Annotated in this window: 25 protein-coding genes; 10 read left to right on the forward strand and 15 right to left on the reverse strand. The window is 42.3% G+C overall.

Annotated features, from left to right (window positions below):
- Positions 1-527 precede the first annotated feature (527 nt).
- Together ACYVE4_RS23545 and ACYVE4_RS23550 are read left to right on the forward strand one after the other, a co-directional pair.
- Positions 528-965, forward strand: coding sequence for a hypothetical protein (locus tag ACYVE4_RS23545; RefSeq protein ID WP_461042705.1), 438 nt, complete (start codon positions 528-530; stop codon positions 963-965).
- Positions 955-1,218 (forward strand): Txe/YoeB family addiction module toxin, encoded by a 264-nt coding sequence (locus tag ACYVE4_RS23550; protein WP_461042706.1) that lies wholly within the window; start codon positions 955-957, stop codon positions 1,216-1,218. Before ACYVE4_RS23545 ends, ACYVE4_RS23550 begins: the two co-directional genes overlap by 11 nt.
- Positions 1,219-1,595: 377 nt before the next feature.
- On the opposite strand, the gene ACYVE4_RS23555 is transcribed toward ACYVE4_RS23550, so the two are convergent.
- Positions 1,596-2,495: a tyrosine-type recombinase/integrase gene (locus ACYVE4_RS23555; protein ID WP_461042707.1), complete on the reverse strand. Its 900-nt coding sequence runs from the start codon at positions 2,493-2,495 to the stop codon at positions 1,596-1,598.
- Positions 2,496-2,876: 381 nt separating this feature from the next.
- Here ACYVE4_RS23555 and ACYVE4_RS23560 point away from each other — a divergent pair, with 381 nt between their 5' ends.
- On the forward strand, positions 2,877-3,368 hold the full coding sequence (locus tag ACYVE4_RS23560; RefSeq protein WP_461042708.1) for a hypothetical protein: 492 nt from the start codon (positions 2,877-2,879) through the stop codon (positions 3,366-3,368).
- A gap of 131 nt (positions 3,369-3,499) precedes the next feature.
- Complete coding sequence (locus ACYVE4_RS23565) at positions 3,500-4,105, forward strand: hypothetical protein (RefSeq protein WP_461042709.1); 606 nt, start codon at positions 3,500-3,502, stop codon at positions 4,103-4,105.
- Positions 4,106-4,163: 58 nt separating this feature from the next.
- Here ACYVE4_RS23565 and ACYVE4_RS23570 read toward each other — a convergent pair whose 3' ends face one another.
- The 5 genes from ACYVE4_RS23570 to ACYVE4_RS23590 form a co-directional block, all read right to left on the reverse strand.
- Positions 4,164-4,379, reverse strand: a complete 216-nt coding sequence (locus tag ACYVE4_RS23570) for a hypothetical protein (protein WP_461042710.1) — start codon at positions 4,377-4,379, stop codon at positions 4,164-4,166.
- 119 nt (positions 4,380-4,498) lie between these two features.
- The gene (locus ACYVE4_RS23575) at positions 4,499-5,326 is read right to left on the reverse strand and encodes a toprim domain-containing protein (protein WP_461042711.1); all 828 of its coding nucleotides are present in this window, start codon (positions 5,324-5,326) and stop codon (positions 4,499-4,501) included.
- Between the two features lie 453 nt (positions 5,327-5,779).
- Positions 5,780-7,090, reverse strand: coding sequence for a VapE domain-containing protein (locus ACYVE4_RS23580; RefSeq protein WP_461042712.1), 1,311 nt, complete (start codon positions 7,088-7,090; stop codon positions 5,780-5,782).
- Positions 7,091-7,176: 86 nt separating this feature from the next.
- Positions 7,177-7,389 carry a hypothetical protein gene (locus ACYVE4_RS23585; RefSeq protein WP_461042713.1) on the reverse strand — a complete coding sequence of 71 codons (213 nt, stop codon included), beginning with the start codon at positions 7,387-7,389 and terminating at the stop codon, positions 7,177-7,179.
- A complete protein-coding gene (locus ACYVE4_RS23590) occupies positions 7,386-8,696 on the reverse strand; it encodes a site-specific integrase (protein ID WP_461042715.1) in 1,311 nt (436 codons plus the stop codon). The genes ACYVE4_RS23585 and ACYVE4_RS23590 overlap by 4 nt, the downstream gene beginning before the upstream one ends.
- Positions 8,697-9,244: 548 nt before the next feature.
- Between ACYVE4_RS23590 and ACYVE4_RS23595 the strand changes: the two genes are divergently transcribed.
- Positions 9,245-9,682 (forward strand): helix-turn-helix domain-containing protein, encoded by a 438-nt coding sequence (locus tag ACYVE4_RS23595; protein ID WP_461042716.1) that lies wholly within the window; start codon positions 9,245-9,247, stop codon positions 9,680-9,682.
- 677 nt (positions 9,683-10,359) lie between these two features.
- Positions 10,360-10,962 (forward strand): GAF domain-containing protein, encoded by a 603-nt coding sequence (locus ACYVE4_RS23600; RefSeq protein WP_461042717.1) that lies wholly within the window; start codon positions 10,360-10,362, stop codon positions 10,960-10,962.
- A gap of 111 nt (positions 10,963-11,073) precedes the next feature.
- Here ACYVE4_RS23600 and ACYVE4_RS23605 read toward each other — a convergent pair whose 3' ends face one another.
- The gene (locus ACYVE4_RS23605) at positions 11,074-13,968 is read right to left on the reverse strand and encodes a PAS domain-containing protein (RefSeq protein ID WP_461042718.1); all 2,895 of its coding nucleotides are present in this window, start codon (positions 13,966-13,968) and stop codon (positions 11,074-11,076) included.
- A gap of 188 nt (positions 13,969-14,156) precedes the next feature.
- On the opposite strand from ACYVE4_RS23605, the gene ACYVE4_RS23610 reads away from it, so the two are divergent.
- Positions 14,157-14,501 (forward strand): hypothetical protein, encoded by a 345-nt coding sequence (locus ACYVE4_RS23610; protein ID WP_461042719.1) that lies wholly within the window; start codon positions 14,157-14,159, stop codon positions 14,499-14,501.
- Between the two features lie 181 nt (positions 14,502-14,682).
- Entirely contained in the window at positions 14,683-15,084 is a 402-nt protein-coding gene (locus tag ACYVE4_RS23615) for a response regulator (protein WP_461042720.1), read from the forward strand.
- 123 nt (positions 15,085-15,207) lie between these two features.
- On the opposite strand, the gene ACYVE4_RS23620 is transcribed toward ACYVE4_RS23615, so the two are convergent.
- Positions 15,208-15,777, reverse strand: a complete 570-nt coding sequence (locus ACYVE4_RS23620) for an RNA polymerase sigma factor (protein ID WP_461042721.1) — start codon at positions 15,775-15,777, stop codon at positions 15,208-15,210.
- Between the two features lie 248 nt (positions 15,778-16,025).
- On the opposite strand from ACYVE4_RS23620, the gene ACYVE4_RS23625 reads away from it, so the two are divergent.
- Positions 16,026-16,448, forward strand: coding sequence for a response regulator (locus ACYVE4_RS23625; RefSeq protein WP_461042722.1), 423 nt, complete (start codon positions 16,026-16,028; stop codon positions 16,446-16,448).
- 100 nt (positions 16,449-16,548) lie between these two features.
- Here the strand turns inward: ACYVE4_RS23625 and ACYVE4_RS23630 are convergent, their stop codons facing one another.
- The 6 genes from ACYVE4_RS23630 to ACYVE4_RS23655 form a co-directional block, all read right to left on the reverse strand.
- Positions 16,549-16,959 (reverse strand): hypothetical protein, encoded by a 411-nt coding sequence (locus ACYVE4_RS23630; RefSeq protein ID WP_461042723.1) that lies wholly within the window; start codon positions 16,957-16,959, stop codon positions 16,549-16,551.
- Between the two features lie 178 nt (positions 16,960-17,137).
- Positions 17,138-18,439 (reverse strand): helix-turn-helix domain-containing protein, encoded by a 1,302-nt coding sequence (locus ACYVE4_RS23635; protein WP_461042724.1) that lies wholly within the window; start codon positions 18,437-18,439, stop codon positions 17,138-17,140.
- Between the two features lie 239 nt (positions 18,440-18,678).
- Positions 18,679-19,476, reverse strand: coding sequence for a hypothetical protein (locus ACYVE4_RS23640; RefSeq protein WP_461042725.1), 798 nt, complete (start codon positions 19,474-19,476; stop codon positions 18,679-18,681).
- A gap of 56 nt (positions 19,477-19,532) precedes the next feature.
- The gene (locus tag ACYVE4_RS23645; RefSeq protein ID WP_461042726.1) at positions 19,533-21,215 is read right to left on the reverse strand and encodes a sodium:solute symporter family protein; all 1,683 of its coding nucleotides are present in this window, start codon (positions 21,213-21,215) and stop codon (positions 19,533-19,535) included.
- Positions 21,212-21,337 (reverse strand): hypothetical protein, encoded by a 126-nt coding sequence (locus tag ACYVE4_RS23650; RefSeq protein ID WP_461042727.1) that lies wholly within the window; start codon positions 21,335-21,337, stop codon positions 21,212-21,214. Before ACYVE4_RS23650 ends, ACYVE4_RS23645 begins: the two co-directional genes overlap by 4 nt.
- A gap of 134 nt (positions 21,338-21,471) precedes the next feature.
- Positions 21,472-22,662, reverse strand: a complete 1,191-nt coding sequence (locus ACYVE4_RS23655) for a hypothetical protein (protein ID WP_461042728.1) — start codon at positions 22,660-22,662, stop codon at positions 21,472-21,474.
- A gap of 41 nt (positions 22,663-22,703) precedes the next feature.
- Here ACYVE4_RS23655 and ACYVE4_RS23660 point away from each other — a divergent pair, with 41 nt between their 5' ends.
- Entirely contained in the window at positions 22,704-23,927 is a 1,224-nt protein-coding gene (locus ACYVE4_RS23660) for an aspartate aminotransferase family protein (RefSeq protein ID WP_461042729.1), read from the forward strand.
- Between the two features lie 22 nt (positions 23,928-23,949).
- Here the strand turns inward: ACYVE4_RS23660 and ACYVE4_RS23665 are convergent, their stop codons facing one another.
- Complete coding sequence (locus ACYVE4_RS23665; RefSeq protein ID WP_461042730.1) at positions 23,950-24,978, reverse strand: BamA/TamA family outer membrane protein; 1,029 nt, start codon at positions 24,976-24,978, stop codon at positions 23,950-23,952.
- Between the last annotated feature and the right edge of the window lie 94 nt (positions 24,979-25,072).

The raw sequence follows: 25,072 nt of genomic DNA on the forward strand, positions 1-25,072 counted from the left end.
ACAAGCATACTCCCATTGCGTCCACGAATGCATTTTCCTGTCTTGGTACGAATGGCTTTACAACCTGCGCCTTTTAAGGCTGGATCTGTCATTCGATCTCCTAAATAGATGTACTCATCCATGAAAAAAGTTAGGTGCAAGGTTTAACCCATTTACTTGCTTAAATATAAGCAGTTTACGCCTAATTATAAGGTGGATTATTATACTCTATTTTTTGCTGAGAAAAACGCTCGTTATTCTTGGCGGATACGGTCATCGTGACTGCTCCTATTAGTCTACCGGCGATTGTGACCACCGTAGCCTGATACGTGATCGCAGGGGCTAGCGCCGTTGGGATTACAGCCGTTACCTTGCCGATTGATTAATTTTATAAACTCAAGAAACAGCAGGGCAACCAGTAGAGTTGGTTTAGGTAGATTCCGGTTGACTGCAAAAAGCCCGATCAATCGACCTGGCAGTTTCTGTAGCGACTTCCAAGGGAACAGTTTACTTTCTATCTTGCGTTATAGTTACATAACACAACCACTATGAAGCCTTTTCCTGCCTTTCTTCAGAGCCAACAACGAATCCACAATGATGTGGTTTCCATGTTAGCTTTGCTCTATTCGCCAGAAGGCATAGAAGCATTTACAGAAATGGCTTCCGGGAATTTCTCAATTGACTGGGAGCAGCTAACCCACGATCAGGCACATTGGATACTGTATTTGCTGGGTGTTGCCGAATCGTATACAGTACTTGAGCATAAGCCCGATATTTTCAGTTTAATGCCTCCGATTATCGACAAAGCCTTGCACGTTGTAGCCACTAAACTAGGAGTATACCGGCCTATTTTGGAAGGTATTGAAGCAGGTCGCTTATCATCTTTTGAAGCAAAGGTTCTAGGAGGTGACATGGATATTCGGCAAGGTAAGGGCGTTACGGTTTCTGTCGATGACTTATTGACTCAATTGGAGAATGCCGCGTGATGTTAAGTTTTCCCAAAAAGCCTTTAATGAGTTGACCGAATGGGCCACGACTGATAGGAAGATCTTACTGAAGATACACGAACTAATTGCAGAATGTTGCCGGACTCCTTTTGATGGGAAGGGTAAACCGGAACCTCTAAAAGGCAATTTAAAAGGGTATTGGTCAAGACGAATCAACCAAGAACACCGATTAGTATATGGTGTTACAGAAGAATCTATAAATATTCTTTCCTGTAAAGGGCACTACGAATAGCGAAATTTTTACACGCTTGCGCTAACAGGGATAGAGTTGCAAGGGAAAGGGAGATGAACAGGTTTTTCATGGTGGTAAATTGGCTGATTATTTGTCAATATGAATTTTGAAGGTGAATAATTTTTTCCATTAAGAGTTTACTTAATAATCGAGCGTCTACGGCTATCAGCGAACTTATAGAACTACGCTTTTCTACATTTGTACTTTCGTAATCTTCTAGGTAGCCTGTTAGGAAATAGAGATTATTTTCTAACTCATTTATTTTCAAAGCATTTTCCAAGTTCATGGCTTGCGAGGTATGTATAAATATCAAACAAGATTTATACCTCTATTGCAGCAAATAATGTGAAACCGGGCCAAATTCCAACTTATTATAATTATACAAATTTGTCATATATCTCACTTGACATATATGCACTGAGCTTACGAATGTAAATTTCAAGTGTCTTGTAATCCCTGAATCCGTTTTGAAATTGTAGTTCACGTTCATTTATCCCTAATGTAATTGCCCGAATATTGCCCGTATGTTTCCAGCCGTAGAGCGTGTATTTGCCTTCAATTTTTAGCTCTTTTAAGATTTGTTTGTGACGATGGTAATAGGTATTGCGACCACAGGCAACGGGGCCGGGTTCGCGGTCTTGCCCAAACACATACCAATTTAGCGGGTAATTTTTTACGCCTAAATAGTCTAGTAATTCTTCGACTGGCTTGGTAATGGTTGGCGTTTTGGTCCGTCTGGTTTTGGAGTTTTCTGGTCGTATGAGAATTGCTCTCGGTTTAATATCTCCTACTTTTAGAAGTCTTACTTCCCTACCAGGACGTGCGAACATATAGTGAATCAAATAGATATAAAGCAGTAGCCAGTAATCGCGCTTCTCCAAGATTTTCCCAATAATTGCCGCTGTCTGTTCTTCGTCGTACGGCTCGTGCATTTCGCTATCCTGTTTAGGCAGGAGTTCAATATTTTGTGCAGGGCTAATCAGGTAGCGCTCCCAACCGGCTTTAGTGAACTGTTTAAAGAACGTTTTCATATGTACAATCTCTTTGTTGCGCGTCACCGGGTCGGAATGTAGCTTGAGAATGTAGCGTTTATAGTTTTCACAAATGACAGGCGTCACTAAGCGAGTCTTTATGTGGGTCAACTTATTGATTTTTAGAAACTCACTGAATTTAACTCCAAAGAGCCGGTAGGATTTAAATGAATTGGCGCGCAAATATGACTGTTTGTAATCCAGATATTCATCTAAATCGGTAAGCAAGATTGTATTGTTAGCCATGCAATGTGTATATTTTGATAAGTTTACATCCCTACCTAATTATATATGATTTCATTAAAATAAAGTTCTATAATAATTAGCAAATGGCTTAAGTGGCTGGGAATGGCTAAAGTAAATCTGCTATATAGATATAAAATAATTTATTTTGATTTTTAATAAGCGGCTGTGAATTTTGTCTATTTAGATGATCCTATCTAATGTCGTTTGATTTTCAAAATAATTCCATTATTACTTATTTCTGTTGTTATACCTATCAAATAAAGTTCTTTTACTCAATATAAAAATTCTACAATAAATTACTTTTCTACAATAACTTTTCGTTCAATTAAACTACACTTTTTCAGTAAGTTTGCAGCAAACTTAAATTTATTATAAAAGAACATGAAAAAACTAAGCATACGTTTCTTCTCATCTGCTGAAAACAGTGCGGCAAAAGACAATAAAATTAAAGAGCCTAAAGCAAAGAAAGTAGTTCTAACGGGTTATATTTCTACTTCTGGTAAAGTAGTATTTCCTACCAAAACTGTTGCTGATTTAGGCATAGATTTAGAATCAGCAGTTTTTAAAGTCGGAATGCAAGAAGGCAAGCGTAAAGCTAAATCTATCTACTTAGTACCGGCCACTGACCAGGCTGATACCTTTCAATTTGAGAAAGCGGCCAAAAGCTATACGCTAGCTTTGCCGTTTATTTTGAAAAGAAGTGGTGTTGATTTTGAAAAAGGGAAATACAATTTTACGATTCGCTTTTTTAATCATGATGATGCAACTGCGTTAGAGCTACAGTTAGACCAAGAAGAAGCTACTCCTAAAGCTCCCTATACAGGCAAGCCTCGTGGACGTAAACCCAAATCCCAAGAAGTAAACGAACAGTAACTTGGGGCTAAAACTATTAGTTTGTTTGATGTTGGCTGGTAGTTATCTCTTGAAAACCTCTTGCCTTTTTGAACATAATTGCCTATATTTAAGAGAGTTAACTCTTTTTTAACCCTCAAATTTTATTAGTCATGAATGTAGTTCAAAGAGGTTATCTGGCAAACACAGGGCCGGTTTTTTTAATAACTAATCAATTTCTTGACAAAACGAAAGTTATCATTTTGCAGGCTAGTTTTCAAAATGATGCTTTCGTTCTAAAGGCGAAAGGTCCAGGCTATGCAGATGTACTTGCCAATGCTGGTCCTTTTCCTTATCGACCTGCACAATGTTTGTTAGGTGATTATTACGAAGATCAGGTAGTTGATTTTACCGTAGCCACTTATAAAGCACCTGTATTTTTGGGCGATACTGGCTATTACGATTTAAGCCAGGGGCGTTGGGCAGACCGTTATGTAGCTTTATCACAAATGGGCACTAGACCACCCATGAATGTAGATCAACTCGTGGGTATTGCAAACCAATCCAACACTACGGGTGGTGGTGTTACCATTGACTCTGGCACCAGCTCAAATCAAGGCGGAAATCCTAATACAGCGCCAACAGGTGCTAACAATCCTAACGCTGGCATTTTGAATAATATCAATAAAGCACCATCGGTCCCAACCTCAAAACCGCTTGTAATTACCATTGGGCTTCTTCTTTGTCTTGCCATTCTCTATGCACAAAGAGACTTATAATATCAGGCAATAAAAAACGCCCGGTTGATGACTGGGCGTTTTTTTATTAGTTACTTAGTTACTCATCACCACTGGCTGTAGCACCCAATCGTTCACGAGTGATTTGAGCTGCTCTTCGGCAACGTTCACCACAAAATACAGCATTTTGCCGCCTAGCTTTATACAACGTATTACAATGAACACATCGCTTCATATAAAAGAGCCTTCCTCCTTCATTCAATACCTTCTCATACTTGTAATTCCGAATAGATTCTTTGCGTGCCTTCGTTTCCATGATTTAAAAATTTGAGTTAATAAGTCCTTCATAATTCCCTCTAAAGCCCTGAGAGAGCCCCGCGAAAGCCCTGCATTTTATAGTGAAAAGCCTTGGGAAAGCCACGAAAAAGCCATGAATTAACTATGTATATATATGTTAGCGTTATGTTTTACCATGTCGTTAAAATCGTTGTACTTAGCGTAGATACTTGAGCAATCTCTAACAGGTATAGATAGCGCCCTTAGTTTGGCTATAGCCCTACGCCCAGCATCATCATTGTCGAAAAAACAGTTCACCCGTTTTGCTCCCTCCATTACGGGTAAGGCTTGCTGTAAATTACTGGTCGAGTTCAGTATTATCGTAGTTTGCTTTGGCCGGAATAGCCGGTAGAAAGTAAGCGCCGATAAGAAGTCAAAAAAACCTTCAAATACATTTACCTCGGTTGAGCCATCAACTGGAATGGTTCGAATTGCGCACGGACCTAACCAACCTTTAAAATATTTAGATCGTAGGGCATCACTATCCTTATCCGTTTTGAATCCAATGGCTTCATATTGCCGTTTGCCATTTAGGTATTGAACGGCATGGAGATACCGTATCGCTAGCTTCGGTGGGATGCCTCGTTCCTTTACATAATCCATTAGTATTTGACTAAACAGAGCTCGATCATCGAGCAATATAAGTTTGGATGGTTCGGGGGTTGAAGGGGGCTCTACAGTGTCATTTAAGCCGCCGAAAGAAAAGGGTATGTATTGAATTGGATCAAAGGCCGCTAAACGCTCTAATGCGGCTTTAAACGTTAATTTTTCAATCAGTGTAACTAATCGGATAATATCTCCCTTCTCTCCGCTACTAAAGCAGTTAAATACGTTCTTTTGAAGATGTAAATAGAACGATGGTGTTTTTTCTATCGTCAACGGGGAATAATAAAGCAATTGACCATTAACTACCCTCAAAGGGTGCATGCCTAAGCAGTTCAAATAGCTGCGAATTGAGGTCTTCTTGAGACCTGAAATGTCTTCTCTAGAAAAGTGCATTGTGTTTTTCTTTTGGCGGTTAAACTGTTTAAAAAGGAATTGTAGGAAGTGAAGAAATATTCAAACTTTATTTTTTCTTTTAGCGGCATAATACAATTCTGATTCAGGCCGCTAAAAGAAAAAGGAGGAGGGATTCAGAATTAAAAAAAGTTTTAGAAAAGCGCCTACACCACTTACTAACTTACACCCCCATTGATTATCAGCTTATTATATATCATTTTACTTACACCTCTCCCTACACAAAATTTTAAATAGGTGTAAGTATTGTAAGTTCTATGTAAGAAGTCAATAAACTACTTACACCTTATAAATCATTGACTTAAAGCAAGTTAAGAGTAAGGTGTAAGTAGTGTAAGTAGATTTGCAGAAAAAGTGATTTTTTCATTTAGGACTAGTTACGTAGTCAACCGGAGAATCATCTACGCCCAAAAGGTTTTCAATAAGATAATAGCCATGAACTGAGATTTGTCCTTTTTTGCCGTTAACCCTAGGCACTCCCAGTTTTGATAGTGCTTTACCCACATTTTCGCCATTGAGTTTGACCTTACTCTGTGTTAATTCAGTGAGTCGAACGACCAAATCAACAGGTTGGTAAAACTTTCCTCCATCATGTTTGGATCGTGATGTAAAGTGGGTTGCGAGAAGTTGGTACTCCATCGTATTTACACCATACTTACTGTTATTGGCTTCGGAGTGTTCGAGTTCTTCTTTCGTGAGTTGACAAGGATATCCTGAGGAAAACAAAAAATAGGCTTGCGCCCAAATTTTCTCAACCCCCACTGACATATATCCGTTAGGTCCCCCATTGTCGTGATTAATACGAAGCACTTCAAATACTAGCCATCGAACATTTCCGGTTTCATCGATTAGGAACTCGCGCTTATTTGTCGAACCTACAAATGAAGCCCTTCTAGGCATAATGCTATCTTTTTTATCGTATGGTAGCCTGACCTTGATTTGGGACTCAGCAAACGTCGCTTTTACCTGGCCGACATCTTGTTTAGTGAGCGCCGAAAGTTCATCGAGGTTTAACATGAAGTTCTCAGCTAACGCCCGCTTTGATTCTTTGCCTGTAATATCTGGATTCTTCTTATAATAGGGCTGCAAAGGCGTTTTCATAATCAGTGCCTCGAAAAAATGAGTTTTACCATCATTTTGAAGGGAATAGAATGTAAAGCACTGCTTATTAAAAGATATGGCACCAAATGCTTGAGCAAGCATCCTGACTAGCATCTTCTTAAATTGAGTATAAAAGAAGTCTTGGTCAGTCGTTTGTACGAATGATGCAAATTGAGTGATATAATCGGTCTGTTGATCCCAGGCAGGTAAGTTCTCAAAATAGTGCCGTAAAGGATCGTATTTAGGTACGTAGCTAGATTTAAGGAGTGCGGTTAATAATTTGTCAAAACCTGTATATCCATACTCAAGCAATTCAACTGTCAGATCCGCTTCGTTACAGGTAACCCAGTTAGATTTAGCGTCAACCTTACTTCGGTACTCAATATCAAGCGCTACTGTATTAAAGCGAAACTCATACCGCTTCGATAGATAATTATGAATCCTAACAAACTTAGGTAGCTGCTTATCACTATCGTCAGCACCTTGTTGATGTTTTGATACAACAATCTGATTATCAGCATTTATTTCAGCATTTTCTTTAAATTTCGACGGATTTTTGGTAATTTTATCCATAAGCTTTTTAGTTAGCTTCGTTATTAAATTGGTTGGAAGAGAGTTAAAAAGGTAAGCGCTGACGTTCCGAACCGTCAGCGCTTTTTTTACTCAACTTGCTCATTAAAAGCACCGAGTAATATATTCTGCACACTAAGGCAAAACTCAACGATGTTGGTCTGCTCTAATCGCTTTAGTGCGTGAAATTCTTTCGATCTAACCGCATTGCACATGAGAAAAGCGATCATCTCGCGCACTTCTTGGGGCTCCATAAACTCTGGTAACCGTTCCAGCGTCATTAGGGGATACAATGTGCTCATGCCGCTTGTTCGTTTTGATTGTTGTCAGCCTTCTTCATCTCAGGAAAGACGACCTGCATTTCCTGAATTATCTTGCCTGGAGTAACCCTCAAGTAGTGACGCTCTGTCACAGCCGTATTCGTGTGGCCAGCCATAACGGATACAGACTTTAAACTCATTCCCCGGTGGAAGAAAAGCGTAATGAAAGTACGACGTGCCATATGAGTGGTGAGTCGTTTCTGAATGCCCACAACGGCTGCAATCTCTTTAAGATAATTGTTCATGGTAGCATTTGCCGGAACAGGCAGCAGCCGACCATTGGACTTACAGATAGGATCAATGGCGTACCGTTTTAGAAGCCGTTCCGCTTGAGGCAATAGCGGCACAATTTGGGACGTACCTGACTTTTGACGAGGTTTCTCAATAAATCGAACGCCTGTTTCTTCATGAGTACCTATATCACTATCCCTTAGCTGCTCTACATCCTTCCAAGCAAATCCGGTGAATATTTGAAAAAGAAAAACGTCTAAAACCCGTCGTAAAGACGGATTGAGTTTATTCGTTTCGACTAACAACGAAATTTCTTTTTCATTGAGGTATTCAATCTTACTCGGCTTTCTATTCCCCTTAAAATTCATGAATGGATTACGCTCAATCCATAGATTTTCAACGGCATAATTAAAAATACGTTTGGTAAACTGAACAATCTTGAGGGAATAATTTTGGCCGTGACTGCTTTCCAGTTTTAAGGATAATTGCAAATCTTTAGCATCTGATGGCTTTACATCATATAAGGCGCAATTTTTACCATACTGTTCGGTGAAAAACTCCCCTACCCGTTTGGCCCAACGTTCGTGCTGTTTGTAGGTATCGAAGTCAATATCACCTGACTTACATTCCTTTTGTGAACGCTCTAGAAACAAGGCAAATGCCTTTAACAGGTTTGGTGTTTCTTCTTTATGCAGTGTGTCGCCAAGGGTGAGTTTCCTGATAACCTCCAAATCGATTGGTTGACCAAATGTTCGTAATTGAGCTGAAGCTTTTAAAGCGTTTGCTTTAATCGTCGCAAGTAGAGCTGTTTGTTCAGGTTGCCCCTGAATTACCTGTGTCTTTGTATCAAAGTCTTTTCGCTTACAAGTTATATCTGTAGAAAACTGCGAACGTTTAGAGTTATACGTCAGTCGGCAATAGATTGCTATATCTCTTCCGTTAGGTTTGATACGAGCTATAAATGTGACAGCTAAATGAGGAACGCGAATCTGTTTTACTTTTCGGATTTCACGAACCGATGCCAGTTTCGATAAACGGCGGTTTTGGGTGTATTTCATTACCTTTGTAAAGGTTTATGGCCTTGCTCGAACAAGGCCGGGTTGAAAATTGGGATTGGCTCGACTTTACGCATTCCACTGCTAGAGTCGAGCTTTTTATTTATGTGAGTTTGAGTTTCGTTAAATAGAATGCTCTCGACCTAATAATTCACGCTTGCCGGGTGATTTGTTGCGCGTTGACATAGAGCTATACCAGTTCGGATAAGGGCACATTGAAGTAAGTGGCGAGAGAGACCAATTCAGACGAAAACGGTTCCTTTTCACCTCTAACTAATTGCCAGAAACGTACCTTGTTAATGCCAATACGTTCATAAAACGATCTTTCAGGCTTGAATTTCAGGTTGTTACGCTCTTCGAACTTCGTAACTACACAACTTAGAGGGGTAGTATTTTGTATTGCGTTCATATAATTTGATGATTTAACGAATGCAAATTATATGAATGTATGTATTAATTCCAAATATTGAAGTGATAAATTTCAAATATTGAAGATTTTAATTCTAAATATTGATAACAAACAGCTCGTAATAAGCTTGTTCCTTTGCAGAATGTCTATATCAGATAATATCAGAACTATAAGAGTAGCGAAGGGGCTTAAACAGTCTGACTTAGCTAAGGCATTGGATATTGAAACATCCAACTACAATAGATTTGAGAATAGAGGAGATAAGTTGACTATTGAGCAAGTAAAAAGAATAGCAAATGCCTTGGGAGTCACTTTGGGAGAATTATTAGGCTACGAGGATGCCGGATTACCTAAAGAATTAGAAATGTTACGGGAACGAATAAAAGAATTAGAAAAGGAGAATGAACGGTTAACCGAAACATTGGGATTTGTTAGACAATTGATGGACTTAGCTAATCAAAAGCCGCAACAAATCGCACAATTAGAAAATGACCTATTCGATGGAGACTTAGAGAAAAAGGAACGTATTAAGAAGAAGGTAATAGGTAGAATTGAGAATTCCGATAAGGAGACTCAATAGGGTCAAATGACCGTGTGCTGGTATCAATGTAAAGGCTTGTAAAGCAACAGGTTATTGACTTATTTGCTTAGAGATCTGACGCTGGTTTGGATGCAGAAAAAATAAAGAGTAACCAACTTAAATATATCACACTGACTATTAAACACTTAGCTTGTCCCTCTCTCTCTGCGAAACCTTCAAATTGTCGAAATTTGAAGGTTTTTTTTATATTAATACTTTAAATTATACAAATTATATATATAGTATTTTATACTTATATTGATGAAAAATTGGCCTCGATAATCTTTCGAAAAGCCTTCAATAGACCTCCGATAGTCTTCTGAAAGTCTGGCTAAACTCTTCAAAAAGTCCTCAATAGTTCACATTTTGGGGTATAGGCCACTGCCAATGTTTGCAAGGCTGGATTGCAGAATAATTCCATCTCTATTATATACGCTCTCAAGGGTGTTTCCAGCCTGATTTCGGACTGTATACAGGATAATACTGACCAACTAATCAAAGCGGTTTCATAGAAAGGGTTAATCACGAGTTCCCACAATTGGCATCTGGCCCAACGGCACGTTATTTGCCAGCAAAATGTCGAGTTGAGACTTTACCGGAAAGGAGATTTTACTGTCTACAAATGATCGAATTTTGCGTTTCCTACGTACTTTTGGATACAACTTTCTCAATGTAATATGCTGTTCCCGCCGACTCCTCCTGAAGAAGAAAAGCGACTAAATGCCCTAAAAAGTTATGATATTCTGGACTCCTTACCTGAACGGGATTATAATCAGCTAACTTTTCTTGCCTCCGAAATCTGCCAGACTCCGATTTCGTTAATCAGCCTGATTGATGATAAGCGTCAGTGGTTCAAATCAAATTATGGACTTGAGGAACGCGAAACAGCCAGAGAATTTTCATTTTGTGCGCATGGGATTCTCAATCCAAACGAACCATTAATTGTTCCTGATTCGCGCAAGGATTTCCGGTTTGCAGGCAACCCTTATGTTACGGGTGACCCCCATGTGATTTTTTATGCGGGTGTTCCTCTGGTCACTGAAGATGGGTACGCGCTGGGCTCCTTATGCGTATTAGATCATACGCCAAAGCAATTGACTGAGAAACAGTTGGCCTCATTAAAAATTCTGGCCAATCAGGTTATTAATTTAATGGAACTTAGAAAAGTAAATAGAGAGTTGGCAAGTCTGAAAAGCCAGCTGGAGCAACGGAATGAGGAATTAGCTGCCCGAAGTGAGAGTAAGCAGGGGTTTTCCTTAAAACGATTCTTCAGCCGATAACGAACGCTTAAAACCTCGCTACGATTCGATCTCTGCTTAAGGATATATAAAGCGGTGAGATGGAGTAGATCGAATACAACAACTTGAACAATTTACGACAAAGCAAACTTCCTAATTTGGTAAATACACGTGAAAGGTGGCTCCTTTGCCGGGTTGGCTAGTGGCGGTAATAGCTCCACCGTGATTGGTGACTACTTTTTCGCTGATGGCTAAGCCGACACCTGTACCGGCAAACTCGCTCTTGCCATGCAGCCGTTGGAAGACCTGAAAAATACGATCCAGATATCGTTCATCAAAGCCAATACCATTATCAGCTACGTCAATGCGGTGATACTGTGCTGCTAATCGGCCAGGTTTCACTGTGTAAGGTAAATCGACGGCCTCCACAAGGCCATACCGAATGGCAATCTGTGGAATGGCTGGTACTCTGGCGGCATTTACACGACTAAATTTTAAGGCATTGCTAAGTAGATTTTGAAAAAGTTGACCCATCTGTGAAGGATCACCTTTGATCTGCGGCATTGGATCTACCTGAATCTGGGCACCAGTCTCGGCAATAACCAAATCCAGATCGGTCAATACACTGCGGATCACGTCATCCAGCGCCAGAACTTTACTCTCATCCCGTCGAGTAGAGATCCGAGAGAAATTCAACAGGTCTTTAATCAGCATCGACATTCGACTGGCAGCCGACTGCATTCGTTGTAAGTAGTCCAATTGGTCGCCGGTCGAATCAGCATATAGACTTTGCAACAAGTCGCCAAACTGCTGAATCTTCCGCAGGGGTTCCTGCAAGTCGTGGCTGGCTACGTAAGCGAACTTTTGCAGATTTTCGTTCGAGCGAACCAATAAGGCCGTTGACTCGGTCAACTCTGCATTGGTGGCAGCCAGCGCGTCGTTGGTAGCGGTTAATTCTTCATTAATAGCCGCCAGTTCTTCTGTCCGTATCTGTACTTCATTTTTCAGTGCCAGCTGCAATTCCTGCTGAATGGTCACGTCCTGTGCCGTACCTGATATAGTGATTGGATTTCCATCATCGTCAAAAGTGGCCTGGCCGCTGGCATGGATAATCCGATCCTGACCAGTAAGTGCATTGATGATCGTATACACCTCATCAAAATAACCAGTACTACCTTTTTCCAAGGCTTTTTTCATGGCCAGTTGAACTCGTTCACGATCTTTTGGATGGATACGAGGAGAAGCTTTAGTATCCATCACTGCCTCTCGAATACCCAGCCAGTTTTGCAGTCGTTCAGAATACAAAATGGCACCGGTTGGTATATCAATTTGCCAGGTAGCTAATTCGGCCATCTCAATGGCATTCCTGAGAACAGCCTCACTTTTCTCCAGCTGTTGTCGTGCCTTGACCTGTTCGGTTACATCAATTGCCATGTCCATGATGCCATAGACTTCGCCCGTCGAATTGAGAATTGGCTTATAGGTAAAATCAAAATAATACGTTCCCAGCACTCCATCTATTTCCAGCTCGGCCCTTGCATTTTGGGCAGTATATGTTTCGCCTGTCCTGAATACCTGATCCAGAATATCCAGAAACGGCTGCCCTATTAGCTCCGGTATAGCTTCTTTCAATGGTTTGCCAAAAACGGTTCGTCCTTTCCCCCAAAAGTGAAGCATTGGTTCATTGGCAATTTCGACCCGCATCTCCCGACCCACAAATAAACAGGTCGCAATGGGCGCCTGCTCGATCAACGCCCGGAAACGAGCTTCACTTTCTCGCAAATCCAGTTCTGCCTGCTTGGTATGGGTAATGTCAGCGGCATGGACAATGATACCCAACACAGTTCCATCAGCCGTTTTATGTGGTGTATAGGTAATATTTAGCCATCTGCCTGCATTCATTTTAGACGGGGCCCATAATTCATATCGCTCTTGCTGACCTGCATAGGCAATAGCCAAATGAGGCAACACCTTCTCATAAGCCGCTTCACCAATAAATTCCCGAACGGTTTTTCCAATCACCTCCGTCTGATTTACGCCAAACCAGTTCATGAACGTTTCATTATAAGATCGGTATCGCTGCTCCAGATCCAGGTAGAAGATCATGGCTGGCACGGTATTGCTGAGGAGTTCCAGGTGCGCTTCTTTTTCCTCGATTTTTTTCCTGGACAGCACTTGCTCCGTGATCTCTGTACAGATAACCAATACCCCTGTAATGGTACTGTCAGCCTGACGGAAAGGTTCCAGGACAAAGTCAATATAAGTTGGCTCTAATTGACCATTACGCTCAAGAGTAATAACCAGTTCTTTGGCAATAAATCGTTCACCCGTCGTGTACACAGTCATCAGCAGTCCTTCGTAGCCCTGGTCCCTCGCTTCGGGTATTGCGTCGAACAAGCGTTTATGCATAACCTGCTGATGCTCACGTCCCAAGTAATCAAGCATGTGCTCATTGGCCAGTTCAACTACAAATTGTGGCCCCTCAACTAGGGCGATGGCTACAGGAGCCGAACGAATCAGGTTTTGAAATTGATCCTGGTTACGACGTAAAGCTTGCTGTGAGCGCACCGCCTGCGTGGTTTCCAGACAGTTGACCAATACTCCACCATGATTCCCCTCATCGTCCAGAATCAAACTATAAGAAAATGTCCAGTAGGCGGTCTCAGTTTTTCTACTCCGAGATGAGGTAACAGGCGAATTCTGCAACAAAACGGGCTTACCCGTCTCCAGAACTGTTCTCAGCAATGGCCCCATAATGTCCCAGTCTTCACCCCATATTTCCTGAGCCGGTTTACCGATAGCCGGGTGTTTTTTAAGTTCCAGGCTATGCATGACAGCGTCATTATAAAAGCATGTGCAATCAGATCCCCAAAGCACCAGCGTAGGTAGTTGGCTGTGGATCAGGGAACTCACATGAGTACGTAAGCTATACGGCCATTGATCAGGTGTACCTATACTCGTTTTTGACCAGTTATACTGACGAATAAGCTCAGCGGTTTCTCCGTCACCCTTCAAAAAACGATAAGGCACTGTATTAACTTCTGACATATAATTGACTCTGTTCGATGTGAATATAGCATTTTCACCCAGAGCGATCTGTACGGTTCTTTACTGCCACAAACATACCTACGATTTTGGCGATATATTGGGATGCATCTGTACCAATTTTTAATTACCTTTTCTCACCAATAATTGCCTTGAGAAGATTGTATTAAGCTATGTATAGACCTAAAACGATGAAACAAATTCTCGCCATCGTTGCGCTTATCGTGTTGAGTTCTGCTTGTGGAAGTCGTGGTCGTTGTGAGCAGCAGGCCGAAAACTACCGCGAACAGGAATGCATGATTAAAGTGGAGCAGCGAGATATTTTTGGCCCCTGGTTTCAAATCGGTGGAAAAGATCCCACCAATGGCAAGCAACAAATGTTTGCTGACTTAGGTAAATGGTATCTCAAGTTTGAAGATCACGTCGCTGTTGGCGATACCGTCATTAAGCGCAAAAATGAACTAGTGTTTTATATACACAAAAAAGACACTGTACTGACGTTCCCGTTTGAGTGCGATGGCGAAATTATTAAGTAACCGTATGGGTTATACACACCTACTGGCCGATAACCCATACGGTTACTTTTACAATTATTTTTATTAAATTTATTTCGATATCAGTAACATATAGTTAAATATACCTATTATTTTTACAACAGCAAATCTGAATAACTGGAAGTTACGTATCTAATTACAGATTTTCACCTACCGTAATTCTATGAATCATAAAGTACCTGTCTGGATTGTTGAAGACGATGAGGATGACCAGTATTTAATCAAACTGGCTTTCGAATCGATTGTGCCGCCCGTTTCCGTCAAGCTATTGGCCGATGGTGATCAATTAGTGCCGAGTTTAAATCAGGCATCCAGTTTACCCAAGTTGGTGCTGCTTGATTTGAACATGAATAGACAGAACGGCTATGAGACGTTGCAGGAAATTCGGTCTATTCCCCATTACGAGGGTCTGCCCATCGTTATTTTGACCACATCCGACGATAATGCTGATGCCTTAAGATCGTATCGGTTAGGAGCCAACGGCTTTGTTACAAAGTCAGCCAGTCAAAACGACCTTGTTTCTCTGGCCCAGTCCATTGCGAATACCTGGAGTTTAACGGACTAATAAGTAATCTTTTTTGTAACGTTTGCTGGTACTAGAAATGATACCAATGCGATTGATTACGTATCTATCGTAACTGGTTAAACATATACTCGTACCAGCAAGCTAGCTTTTGCTAAGTAATCGCTAACGACTACTAACCTGGCTGAGGTGGTAATGACTGATATCCTGCCTGAAAAGTTGTTTAAGATGTTGAAGAGCCATCCGAAATCGGGTTTTTACCGTTCCCAACGGCAATTTTAATTCATCGGCTACCTCCTGCTTGGTATACTCCCGATAATAAACGAGTTCCACAACTTCACGATGTTTAGGAGCTAACTGACTCACCAATGCTTGTTGGACTGTTCCTTCACTAATTCCGGAATAGCAAACTTCAGAAATAACCGCGGCATCAGTCGATTGTGTTATAGGACGCGCTTTCTGGGCTCTTAATTCATCGAATGCCACATTTCTAGTAACTGTTAGCAGCCAGGTAAACAGACGACCCTGTTGTGGATTATAGGCATGTATATTCGACCAGATCTTGATAAAAGCGTCTTGCAGCAAATCCTGTGCTCTTTCGGGGTCTTTCACTAAGCGTAACAGAAATCCATACAGAGCAGGTGAATAGTTATCGTATAGCTTAGTAAAGGCCGCAGAGCTTCCTGATTTGAGGTCAAGCACTAGATTTTGCTCAATCTGGGGGGTAGACTTCATGTCAATAACGAGAGTAGATAATCAATACATATGTATCGTCAATAACACTCCCACCCTTCAAATGTTAGATTTTATTTATAGACTATAGTCGAAAATATGTATTACAATTGCTTACCGAATGGTATGTTTTGGCTTTTTTTTAACTTTTAATTATAAATTTATCCATTCTGATCTAAGAATAATAATAGTTAGTATTTTCGCTTATAAGATTGATTCAATCAGGATATTCTGCCGTACATTGTACTTTAATGAAGACATTCAATGTGTTAATCGTCGACGATGACGAGGATGATCAATTCTTAATCAAGGCTGCTTTCGAGAAAGACTCCCATCAATATAACCTTCGGTTTGCTAGTGACGGAACAGATGTCTTACAAAATATTGAAAGTCCGCAACTATTGCCTGACCTGATTTTATTAGACTTAAACATGCCCATCATCGATGGATTTGAGGTGTTGAAACAATTGAAGAGTTCGTCACTATATCAGCATGTACCCATAGTCGTTCTGACGACTTCTACTGATGAACAGGATATTAATCGGTCTTATAAACTGGGAGCCAATACGTTTATTAGCAAACCCATGAGCCATCAGGCACTGGTCGATCTGGCCGAACAGATTCGCTTGTACTGGTTTACACTGGCGAAAATTCCAACCCGACGATCTAACTAAAATCGTTTGTCATTAAGCCTCCCTTTTTACCATTCTGCCGGGCACAAAAAACTCCCAGCCCAAAGAGCCGGGAGTTTAGGTTTATCTGCATTCGGTAATTTCAATTGATTTTTCGCACTTCTCCCACCAGGTTAAAATCAAACCCGAAGATTGGATGGGTAGCCAGCCGGATAGTGGTTTCGGCTCGTCTGTTTAGTTGCTTTAGGAGTTTGGTATGGCTCTTCAAGTAAAGAAGAAGCGTGTCGGACTCTTCTGGCAAAACAACCTGATCGATATCGAAGATTAGTTTTTTTAGTTCATCCCTCATTCTCGATTGCAGAGCAACGAGATCATGCTTCGGACAATGGCCTATATAATTCGTATCCGATTCGTAGGTATTCGTGATAAGGCATCGATCAATCACAGCATAATGTTTCCTGAAATCTGAAACCACCGTTAACCAGTCGGTCATGATGTAACTGGTATTCCCCTTATTCGAGGGTGAATTATCTTTTGCCGTAAAGTTTTTCATGGAGAATGGAGTTGTTATGAGCAGGACGCCACTCAATTTTTCGTCAAATGAATTCCGCTCAGGAACTGCACAAATGAAGCAGATAAGCCGGGTAAAACGCAGCTTTTCAGGCTCTAAATCGTTTCAAACTATTAATTTGAGACGATTTTTAGGCCATACAAGCCTCAGGAGCCTGTTTTCAGTGGCTCCCAGGTGGGCTATAGAGATTGATGTATTGTGTAGGAGTTAAGCCGGTATATTTATGAAAAGCCCGGTAAAACGTCGACTTGGAGGAAAACCCCGCTTCTTCACTGATTCCTTCCAGCGTTAAGTGCGGGTATTGTTTACTTTGGAACAGGTCGCATAAATACCGCACCCGATACGCATTCACATAATCGCGAAAATCAAGCCCCATGACCTGGTTGAGCATGGCCGACAATAAGTACGGCGGAATATCGATGGCGACCGACACGTTGGCCAGTGATAAACGGGGTTGTAGGTAGGGTTTCTGGGAACTCATGTACTGCTCCAGATGATCTAACTTTTCCTGGATATCCGTTACAACATCTACTTGATGCGGCACTCGTTTAGGCTCACGAATTTCCTGCAATTCGGCCGTTCTCACTGATTCAAGCCCTATCGGACTCAGCAGGTGAGTAACTACAGTATCCTGAGGCACTACGATTTCCTGCCGCATTATCTGAGGTGTTGGCTGTTGATAATCAGGATTCACAAATTCGTCCGTTTCCAGCCGATAAACTCCATACAATACTAAGGGCCGTCGAATAACATAATAACAAAACACCCCCTCAGAAATGACACTGATCATCACTATACTAAGATTGGCAGATGAAGTTCCTCCATAGAAAGGTACTCCGATTAACAAGGCCCCATACCCGATTAAACTAATGATTACGAATGTATTCAGCCACTCTCTATACACAGTATTGACGCCGAAATGTGCCTTTTCTTCTGCCCGAAAGGTCCAAAGTAGCCTTCCTGCCAGCAACGTAAAGATCAGATTCATTGCTGTAAAAAGCAGTAAGTGAGTTGAGGGTGGTAACCAGCCTTCCGTAAGGTAAAACAGTGAATCAGCGCTTTGCTCCAGTTGATGCAAACGGGCTATTTTAGCGTCAGCGCTTTGCAGGTAAAAGGGGATTAACTCAATATAACTCAGTAAAGCCGGCAAGCCCAGCCATAAATAGCGATAATCCAGCCGTTTGCTTGAGAACAGGGAGGTACGAACGTATAAATACCCCAGCGGGCCAGCCAGATAATTTAAGGGTGCAGCTGTTCGAAATAAATGTGGAGCAAAAAAGATACTTCCGTTGATAATCAGTGAGGTAACAAAATTGATATAGGCGCAAATAAAAAATAGGGATGCCAACAATCGATTCGACTGTCGATTGTGATGTTGTCTTGTCCAAAGAATATACCCTGCGATGCCAGCCAAAGCGCTGATGGAGAGAATTACGTAGGATAGTAAAGTTTTCCAGATCATTCTATAAGAGCCATTCAGCCCTAACGATATGCTTATACGTTATGTCTTTTTAGATTCCTTTAGCTATAAATAGGTACGCTTTTTTTAACAGGCGAATATAAGAGTGATTGATGAAGTATTGATAATGCATGTATATACTTCTAAATGAACAAACCAATTTTTATGCCAATTTTAATCACTTTTTGCCTGGAATATCGACTAAAAGTTAAAACAGATTCAACACCAAGACTCACCTGGATTCAGTGAAATAGTTTCCGCCTGAGCTTTTGCCACAGTGAAGGTTTGCGGGTAATCGTTAGGCCTCCGCCTGTAATATCACGAACTGCTCTTTGTTGATACAGAATAAAATCTTTCAGTTGTATTGGATCCGTTGATAATGCTACTTCCATACCCAAACTTGAGTGTAGGTGATCCAAAGTAGACACATGAACAATTATTTTTGTCGAATTTGACTGAATCGGATTCGAATTATTTATCTGTTTAGCTGTTTGCACTGGGATTTCGATCGTAAATGAACCAGTACCATCGGATTCAGTTTGCCACTCGCCACCATGAAAGATTGTTACCTTAGCACCTCTTACAGGTGCTAAATGTTCACTTGAATCCATCAGCATAACCCGTCCGCTTACTATCCGCTTGGCATTCGGATCAATTGTCTTTCTAATGGAAATACTATTGGCAGCAAATGTTGGCCGGTCCGACGGCAACTTTACGTGATGAGGTTGAGTGGAATTGTTCGGTTGCGCCTGAGCCGATCGCCAGCCAAATAAACTTACCGTTAGTATGCCAACCCAATGCCGCCAGGTATCTTTAGAATTTGATGCTGGCAGATAGCGATCCAATTGACTATTTCGAAAACGCCCGCAGGTTTCGCCAGTGACGTTATTGAGTAATCGAACGATTTCCCGATCGGAAAGATCGCTATAATCAACTACAGTTTTCTGGCAATGCGCACAGAATCGCCCCCGTTCGGCGGGTTGCATTTCGTCCCAACGCTCGTGACAAGGTTTCGGAATCTGAACCGCTAGGCTGCGCATGGCTGAGTCATCTTTATTATCCAGCAATCAAATATACTAGAGAATAGGCTATTTTCTTACCGGCTCAATAGTCGCTGCAACACCCAGGCAATTCCGACAACTAACAGGCAACCAATAACATTCAACCATAAAAAGGCAGTCAGATCCAGATACCAGCTCAAGATGACCAATCCTTCCGACAGAATAGCCGCCCAGAAGGTAGCACTTCCACCAATGGATTTAACGTAAAAAGCAACGACAAATACGCCTAGAATAACCCCATAAAAAAGTGATCCCAGAATATTGACGGCTTCGATCATACTGCCTAATTGATTCGCAAACTGAGCCACAATAATGCAAAATATCCCCCAGCCAATCGTAGACCAACGCGATACATGCAGGTAATGGGTATCGTCTCCTTCTTTCCGGTAAAGACGCTTATACACATCAATCACCGTACTGGAAGCCAGCGAGTTATACGCCGATGCAATAGACCCCATCGACGAGATAAAAATGATTGCGATCAGCAGCCCAATCAATCCATGCGGCAAATAATCGAGTACAAACCGAAGAAAGACATAATTAACATCACTCGTATCGGCTGAGGGATTATTCTGTTTGATGAGCTTTGTTACGTCTGCTTTTACAGCTTTCAGGGCTTCATCGGTTTCGTGAAGGGTTGCGCCAATAGTTTCCTGTTCGGATTCATTATTTGCTTGTAAAGCCGCCTGCATATCAATCACTGCCCGATGCCGTTGTGTCGTCAGATTCTGATGCTTGATTTCGGCCAGTTGGTATTCTCGAGCATACTGGCTGTTTTTCAGTTTATCCGTTTCCTGTTTGTTGAAGAAGGTTGGCGAGGGATTGAATTGATAAAACACAAAAACCAGCACTCCTACCAGCAAAATAAGAAACTGCATGGGCACTTTCAGCAAGCCATTCATCAACAGACCAAGTCGACTTTGCCCAATCGACTCACCCGTCAGATACCGTCCCACTTGCGATTGATCCGTCCCGAAATAGGACAATTGCAGAAAAAATCCGCCAATCAGCCCCGACCAGAGATTATAGCGGCTATTGGGATCAAATTTGAAATCGATCAGATTCACCCGGCCAGCCTTCCCGGCAATATGAAGCGCATCGACAAAGCCGACTCCATCAGGAAGTAATTTAACCGTCAGATAACCAGCTAGTCCCATTGCCAGCGTAACCACCGCCATTTGTTGTAGATGCGTATGCGATATCGCTTTTGTGCCCCCTGTAACGGTATAAATCAGCACTAATCCACCCATCAGCAGATTGGTCCAGTAAATATTCCAACCTAGAATCGTAGACAGGATAATGGCTGGCGCGTAAATCGATAAACCCGTCGAAAGGCCGCGTTGAAGCAGGAATAGGCCCGCAGTAAGCGTTCGAACCCGTCCATCGAATCGGGTTTCGAGATATTCATAAGCCGTAAATACTTTCAGTTTATGGAAGATCGGAACGAATGTAATCGACAACACAACCATGGCCAGCGGCAAGCCAAAGTAAAACTGTACGAATCGCATACCATCGGCAAATCCTTGTCCGGGCGCCGACAAAAATGTTATCGCACTGGCCTGGGTAGCCATCACCGATAACCCAACATGATACCACGGCAACGACTGTCCAGCCAGCAGGTAATCATCCATGCTTTGACTCCCGCGACTGCGAACGATACCATACACAATAATGCCTACGAGCGTAAACCCCAGCACAATCCAGTCTAGATTACTCATGATAACCAGCGCATTAGGCCGTAAAACAAGAGAATTTCGACGGCTAAGCTACCAATTACAATAGCATAGAGTTGCGTCCAGGTGCGGGCAAACGGAGGCAAATCAGTGGGTTCTTTAGTCATGCAGTGAAGGGTTGTAGGTCATTAACGGCGAAATTAGTGCAAATAGATGTATCGACTTATATTATCTACACAAATGGCAAAATTTCACCAGACACACTCCCATCTACAAACAAAATGCCAGAATCAACGGTAACTTATTTCCGGCCGATCAGCAGGTTGTAGGCGATGTACGGATAGAAATACGAATACGTACTGGGCATAGAACTGTAATACCCTCCTGGGTAGGTGGTTCCCGAGTAATAAGTAAATCGAGGTTGCACAACAGCAACGGCTCCAAGATCGAAAGCATGGCGCTGACGGTCAAGGCGAAAGGCAAGTGAAAGATTGGCGCTACCGTTACTCAGGTACGGATTCAGATAGAATGTGTTGTCGCTCAGAATAGTCAGGCTCCCCGAGAGTTTGTGCATCAACCCTGCCGATATGAATGGCGTCTTGCTATACAAATCAAAATCATAATCAGGCAAAATACGCATCCCATAACCCATTGTAACATTTCGCTGCGTATTCCCGAACGACAGTAGGCCTTGTAGCACTATCTGCTGTTCCATAGCGTAAAAATAGCCTTTTTGTCGTGGTTGGTACATCGCATTGACACCAAACCGAAATTGGTCGCCTATTGGAAATGTTAACCTCGAGAAAAAACGATAAGTAGCGCCTAAAACCGTTTCCCTTGCTGAATTTGTTTTCTCGAATGAGCCAAAAAACGGGTTAACATTAACGCCAACACTCCAGTTACTGGTAACACCATAGTACAATTCATTAAGAATCAGTAACGTGTTTCGATAGTAAAATCGACCTTTTTCAGGATTAAACGCCGTTGGATTAAAGGGCAGAAAGGCCGAAAATTGATTGACATACAATGGTTTCCCAGAAGTAACAATACCATTTGCATGCATATCACTCCGTACCGTATCGACTCGCAGGAGAAGTTCCGGTTCAAAATAAGTCAGTTGTCCATTTCGCTTTCGAACAGTAATCATTATGTTATTCTGCCGCACGAAAGTGCCTGGTAATTGCGTACCGTCTTTCAGAACAAAAACGGTTGATGTTGCAGGCGAATCGGTTAGCGTTTTTATCGCAGATTCGTCGGGATGCACCGCCGAAATTCGGGCAACCTGATCGGCCTCTACATAAGAGAAATCTCCCCCCCGAACGCGAACCGTTATTAATGAACTATCCTGACGAATAATCTGTCCCCGAACCACAGAACCGTCGCGCATGAGTAGGTATGATTGTTTTCGCTGGGTGTCTTCGGGGGTTATTTTAATAGCTTGCGCGGATGCAAGTAGCGGACAGAACAGTAAGAAAAGGAGAACTGTTTTCATGGACGTAGATGTTAGGTTTAGGATAATCAGGAAATAATATCATGCCAACGGTTACTAACCGACAATTATTTTTTCATCATATAGCTCAGACCTCAGATTTCCCGTTAGGGTTGGAAATCGACCGGGCGGAAGGCATTTATCTCTTTGGAACTGACGGAAAATCCTACATCGATCTGATATCCGGCATTGGCGTAAGCAACGTTGGGCATCGTCATCCACGTGTGATAGAAGCCATTCAAAATCAACTGGATAAGTATCTGCACCTGATGGTTTATGGCGAATATGTACAGACCCCCCAAACGCAACTGGCGCACGCACTCGCCCAAACCTTACCACCGAGTTTAAGCAATGTTTATTTCACAAATTCAGGTACCGAAGCGGTAGAAGGTGCCATGAAATTGGCGAAACGGTATACAGGGCGATCCGAAATCATTAGCTGTTTCAACGCCTATCATGGTGCTACTCAAGGAGCCTTATCCCTATCGGGTGACGAACATTTCAAACGAAATTACCGTCCTCTCCTACCTAATATCCGGCATATTCAGTATCAAAATTTGGCTGATCTTGAGCGAATTACCACGCAGACAGCCGCCGTCATTATGGAGGTTGTTGCTGGCGAAGCGGGCGTTCGTGTTCCTTCCAACGCTTATTTGCAGGCCGTTCGTCAGCGATGTACAGATGTTGGCACTTTGCTGATTTTTGATGAGATCCAGACTGGCTTTGGCCGAACGGGGACATTCTGGGCTTTTGACGGGGTTTCGGTCATACCGGATATTCTGCTGTGTGCCAAAGGAATGGGGGGAGGTATGCCCATTGGCGCATTTATCAGTTCGGCCGAAATCATGAGCGTGTTTAGAAATAACCCCATTTTAGGTCATATTACTACGTTCGGCGGTCATCCCGTTTCGTGCGCATCTTCATTAGCAACCTTACAGGTCATTCAGGAAGGGAAATTACACGACCAGGCCGAAGCCAAAGGTCAATTATTCAGGCAACTGTTAAAGCATCCCGCCATTCGGGACATCCGCGGTAAAGGGCTAATGCTGGCCGTTGAGTTTGACTCGTTCGACGTATTAAAACCTATTATTGATCGGGCCATTGAACGGGGCGTCATTACGGACTGGTTTTTATTTTGCAACAACTCCATGCGCATTGCCCCTCCGCTGATCATTACAGAAAGCGAAATTCAGGAAGCTTGTCAGGTTATTCTGGAGGCAATTGATTTTGTCATGCAGACCGGTCAGCCAGTGCGGCAGGAGGCATGACAAAAATAGTATTCACTATACGTCAAAACGCTTCCCCCAGCTGAAAATACAGTCCATGAGACGTAGATTGTCCCAGACCCCATCCGTAATCGACACGGAGGTTCAGACGTTCCTTCCGATTCAAAGCGACTCGTAACCCGCCCCCCGCAGAATATTTAAGATCCTGAAAATTCAGATCGCTTATATGGTCGCCAACGTTGCCGATGCCAAAGAAACCGACCGCACCGAGCCGCCAGAACAACGGAACACGGTATTCAACCTGAGCCACTAGCTGATCTTTACTTCGGTATCGCCCATCGTAAAAACCACGCATACTATTCGAGCCACCAAAACTGGCCAGACTACGCAACGGAGTATCTCGTGAATTGAAAAAACCATACGCCTGAATAGCCAGCACTTGATGCCGATAAATCGGAATGAATCGTCGGAAATCGACTACATAATTCGTGTACTGAAAATCTGAACCGAATACAGGCGCAAAGTGATTAAAATAGATCTGCAGAAACCCTCCCCGATCAGGAGCAAATGCATTATTTCGGGAATCGTATGTCAGGCTCAACCCTGCACCGGATATGTGATAGGGCATTCGGCCAGGTACGTTCAACTGATCGAAGAGTCCACCCGGCTGGTAATCAATCATCAATAATCGTTGGTACTCGTATAATAATCCAGCAAAAACACGATCCTGAAGTTTTCGCTGAGCATGCAGATACACGTAATACTGTTTAAACGTATACGGTTCTTCATTTTGATCGGGAGCCTCTTTCCCCAAACCCCAGAATTTATCCGGGAATGCGCTATAGGATAATTGATAGTTCAGGATGATGCGTTCGCCCGGGAAGTAGGTAGTTCCATTTACAGCGGCAATAAATTGCTTACGGAGAGAGTATAATGCCAGCGCCTGTGTGTTTGATGTACGGGTGACCGTATCATGCTTATTGAACCGAAAGGTAAACGAGCCAGCCAGACCAACTGACCAATCTGTTTCGATTGATCGGGCGACTAATGGTAAAATTAGCGTATTTCGCGTTCGCACAAGTTGATTAGGCACGGATTCTCTTGGTAATCTGATGCTATCCGACTGAGCGAATAGTGTACCAAAAACACCCATTAAGAAGCTGATTAACAGCAAAAATGACCTTTTA

Source organism: Spirosoma harenae (assembly GCF_054776975.1).

Coding starts and splice junctions, on each gene's coding strand:
- ACYVE4_RS23545 (WP_461042705.1), top strand. CDS start 528: ATGAAGCCTTTTCCTGCCTTTCTTCAGAGCCAACAACGAATCCACAAT.
- ACYVE4_RS23550 (WP_461042706.1), top strand. CDS start 955: ATGCCGCGTGATGTTAAGTTTTCCCAAAAAGCCTTTAATGAGTTGACC.
- ACYVE4_RS23555 (WP_461042707.1), bottom strand. CDS start 2,495: ATGGCTAACAATACAATCTTGCTTACCGATTTAGATGAATATCTGGAT.
- ACYVE4_RS23560 (WP_461042708.1), top strand. CDS start 2,877: ATGAAAAAACTAAGCATACGTTTCTTCTCATCTGCTGAAAACAGTGCG.
- ACYVE4_RS23565 (WP_461042709.1), top strand. CDS start 3,500: ATGAATGTAGTTCAAAGAGGTTATCTGGCAAACACAGGGCCGGTTTTT.
- ACYVE4_RS23570 (WP_461042710.1), bottom strand. CDS start 4,379: ATGGAAACGAAGGCACGCAAAGAATCTATTCGGAATTACAAGTATGAG.
- ACYVE4_RS23575 (WP_461042711.1), bottom strand. CDS start 5,326: ATGCACCCTTTGAGGGTAGTTAATGGTCAATTGCTTTATTATTCCCCG.
- ACYVE4_RS23580 (WP_461042712.1), bottom strand. CDS start 7,090: ATGGATAAAATTACCAAAAATCCGTCGAAATTTAAAGAAAATGCTGAA.
- ACYVE4_RS23585 (WP_461042713.1), bottom strand. CDS start 7,389: ATGAGCACATTGTATCCCCTAATGACGCTGGAACGGTTACCAGAGTTT.
- ACYVE4_RS23590 (WP_461042715.1), bottom strand. CDS start 8,696: ATGAAATACACCCAAAACCGCCGTTTATCGAAACTGGCATCGGTTCGT.
- ACYVE4_RS23595 (WP_461042716.1), top strand. CDS start 9,245: ATGTCTATATCAGATAATATCAGAACTATAAGAGTAGCGAAGGGGCTT.
- ACYVE4_RS23600 (WP_461042717.1), top strand. CDS start 10,360: ATGCTGTTCCCGCCGACTCCTCCTGAAGAAGAAAAGCGACTAAATGCC.
- ACYVE4_RS23605 (WP_461042718.1), bottom strand. CDS start 13,968: ATGTCAGAAGTTAATACAGTGCCTTATCGTTTTTTGAAGGGTGACGGA.
- ACYVE4_RS23610 (WP_461042719.1), top strand. CDS start 14,157: ATGAAACAAATTCTCGCCATCGTTGCGCTTATCGTGTTGAGTTCTGCT.
- ACYVE4_RS23615 (WP_461042720.1), top strand. CDS start 14,683: ATGAATCATAAAGTACCTGTCTGGATTGTTGAAGACGATGAGGATGAC.
- ACYVE4_RS23620 (WP_461042721.1), bottom strand. CDS start 15,777: ATGAAGTCTACCCCCCAGATTGAGCAAAATCTAGTGCTTGACCTCAAA.
- ACYVE4_RS23625 (WP_461042722.1), top strand. CDS start 16,026: ATGAAGACATTCAATGTGTTAATCGTCGACGATGACGAGGATGATCAA.
- ACYVE4_RS23630 (WP_461042723.1), bottom strand. CDS start 16,959: ATGAAAAACTTTACGGCAAAAGATAATTCACCCTCGAATAAGGGGAAT.
- ACYVE4_RS23635 (WP_461042724.1), bottom strand. CDS start 18,439: ATGATCTGGAAAACTTTACTATCCTACGTAATTCTCTCCATCAGCGCT.
- ACYVE4_RS23640 (WP_461042725.1), bottom strand. CDS start 19,476: ATGCGCAGCCTAGCGGTTCAGATTCCGAAACCTTGTCACGAGCGTTGG.
- ACYVE4_RS23645 (WP_461042726.1), bottom strand. CDS start 21,215: ATGAGTAATCTAGACTGGATTGTGCTGGGGTTTACGCTCGTAGGCATT.
- ACYVE4_RS23650 (WP_461042727.1), bottom strand. CDS start 21,337: ATGACTAAAGAACCCACTGATTTGCCTCCGTTTGCCCGCACCTGGACG.
- ACYVE4_RS23655 (WP_461042728.1), bottom strand. CDS start 22,662: ATGAAAACAGTTCTCCTTTTCTTACTGTTCTGTCCGCTACTTGCATCC.
- ACYVE4_RS23660 (WP_461042729.1), top strand. CDS start 22,704: ATGCCAACGGTTACTAACCGACAATTATTTTTTCATCATATAGCTCAG.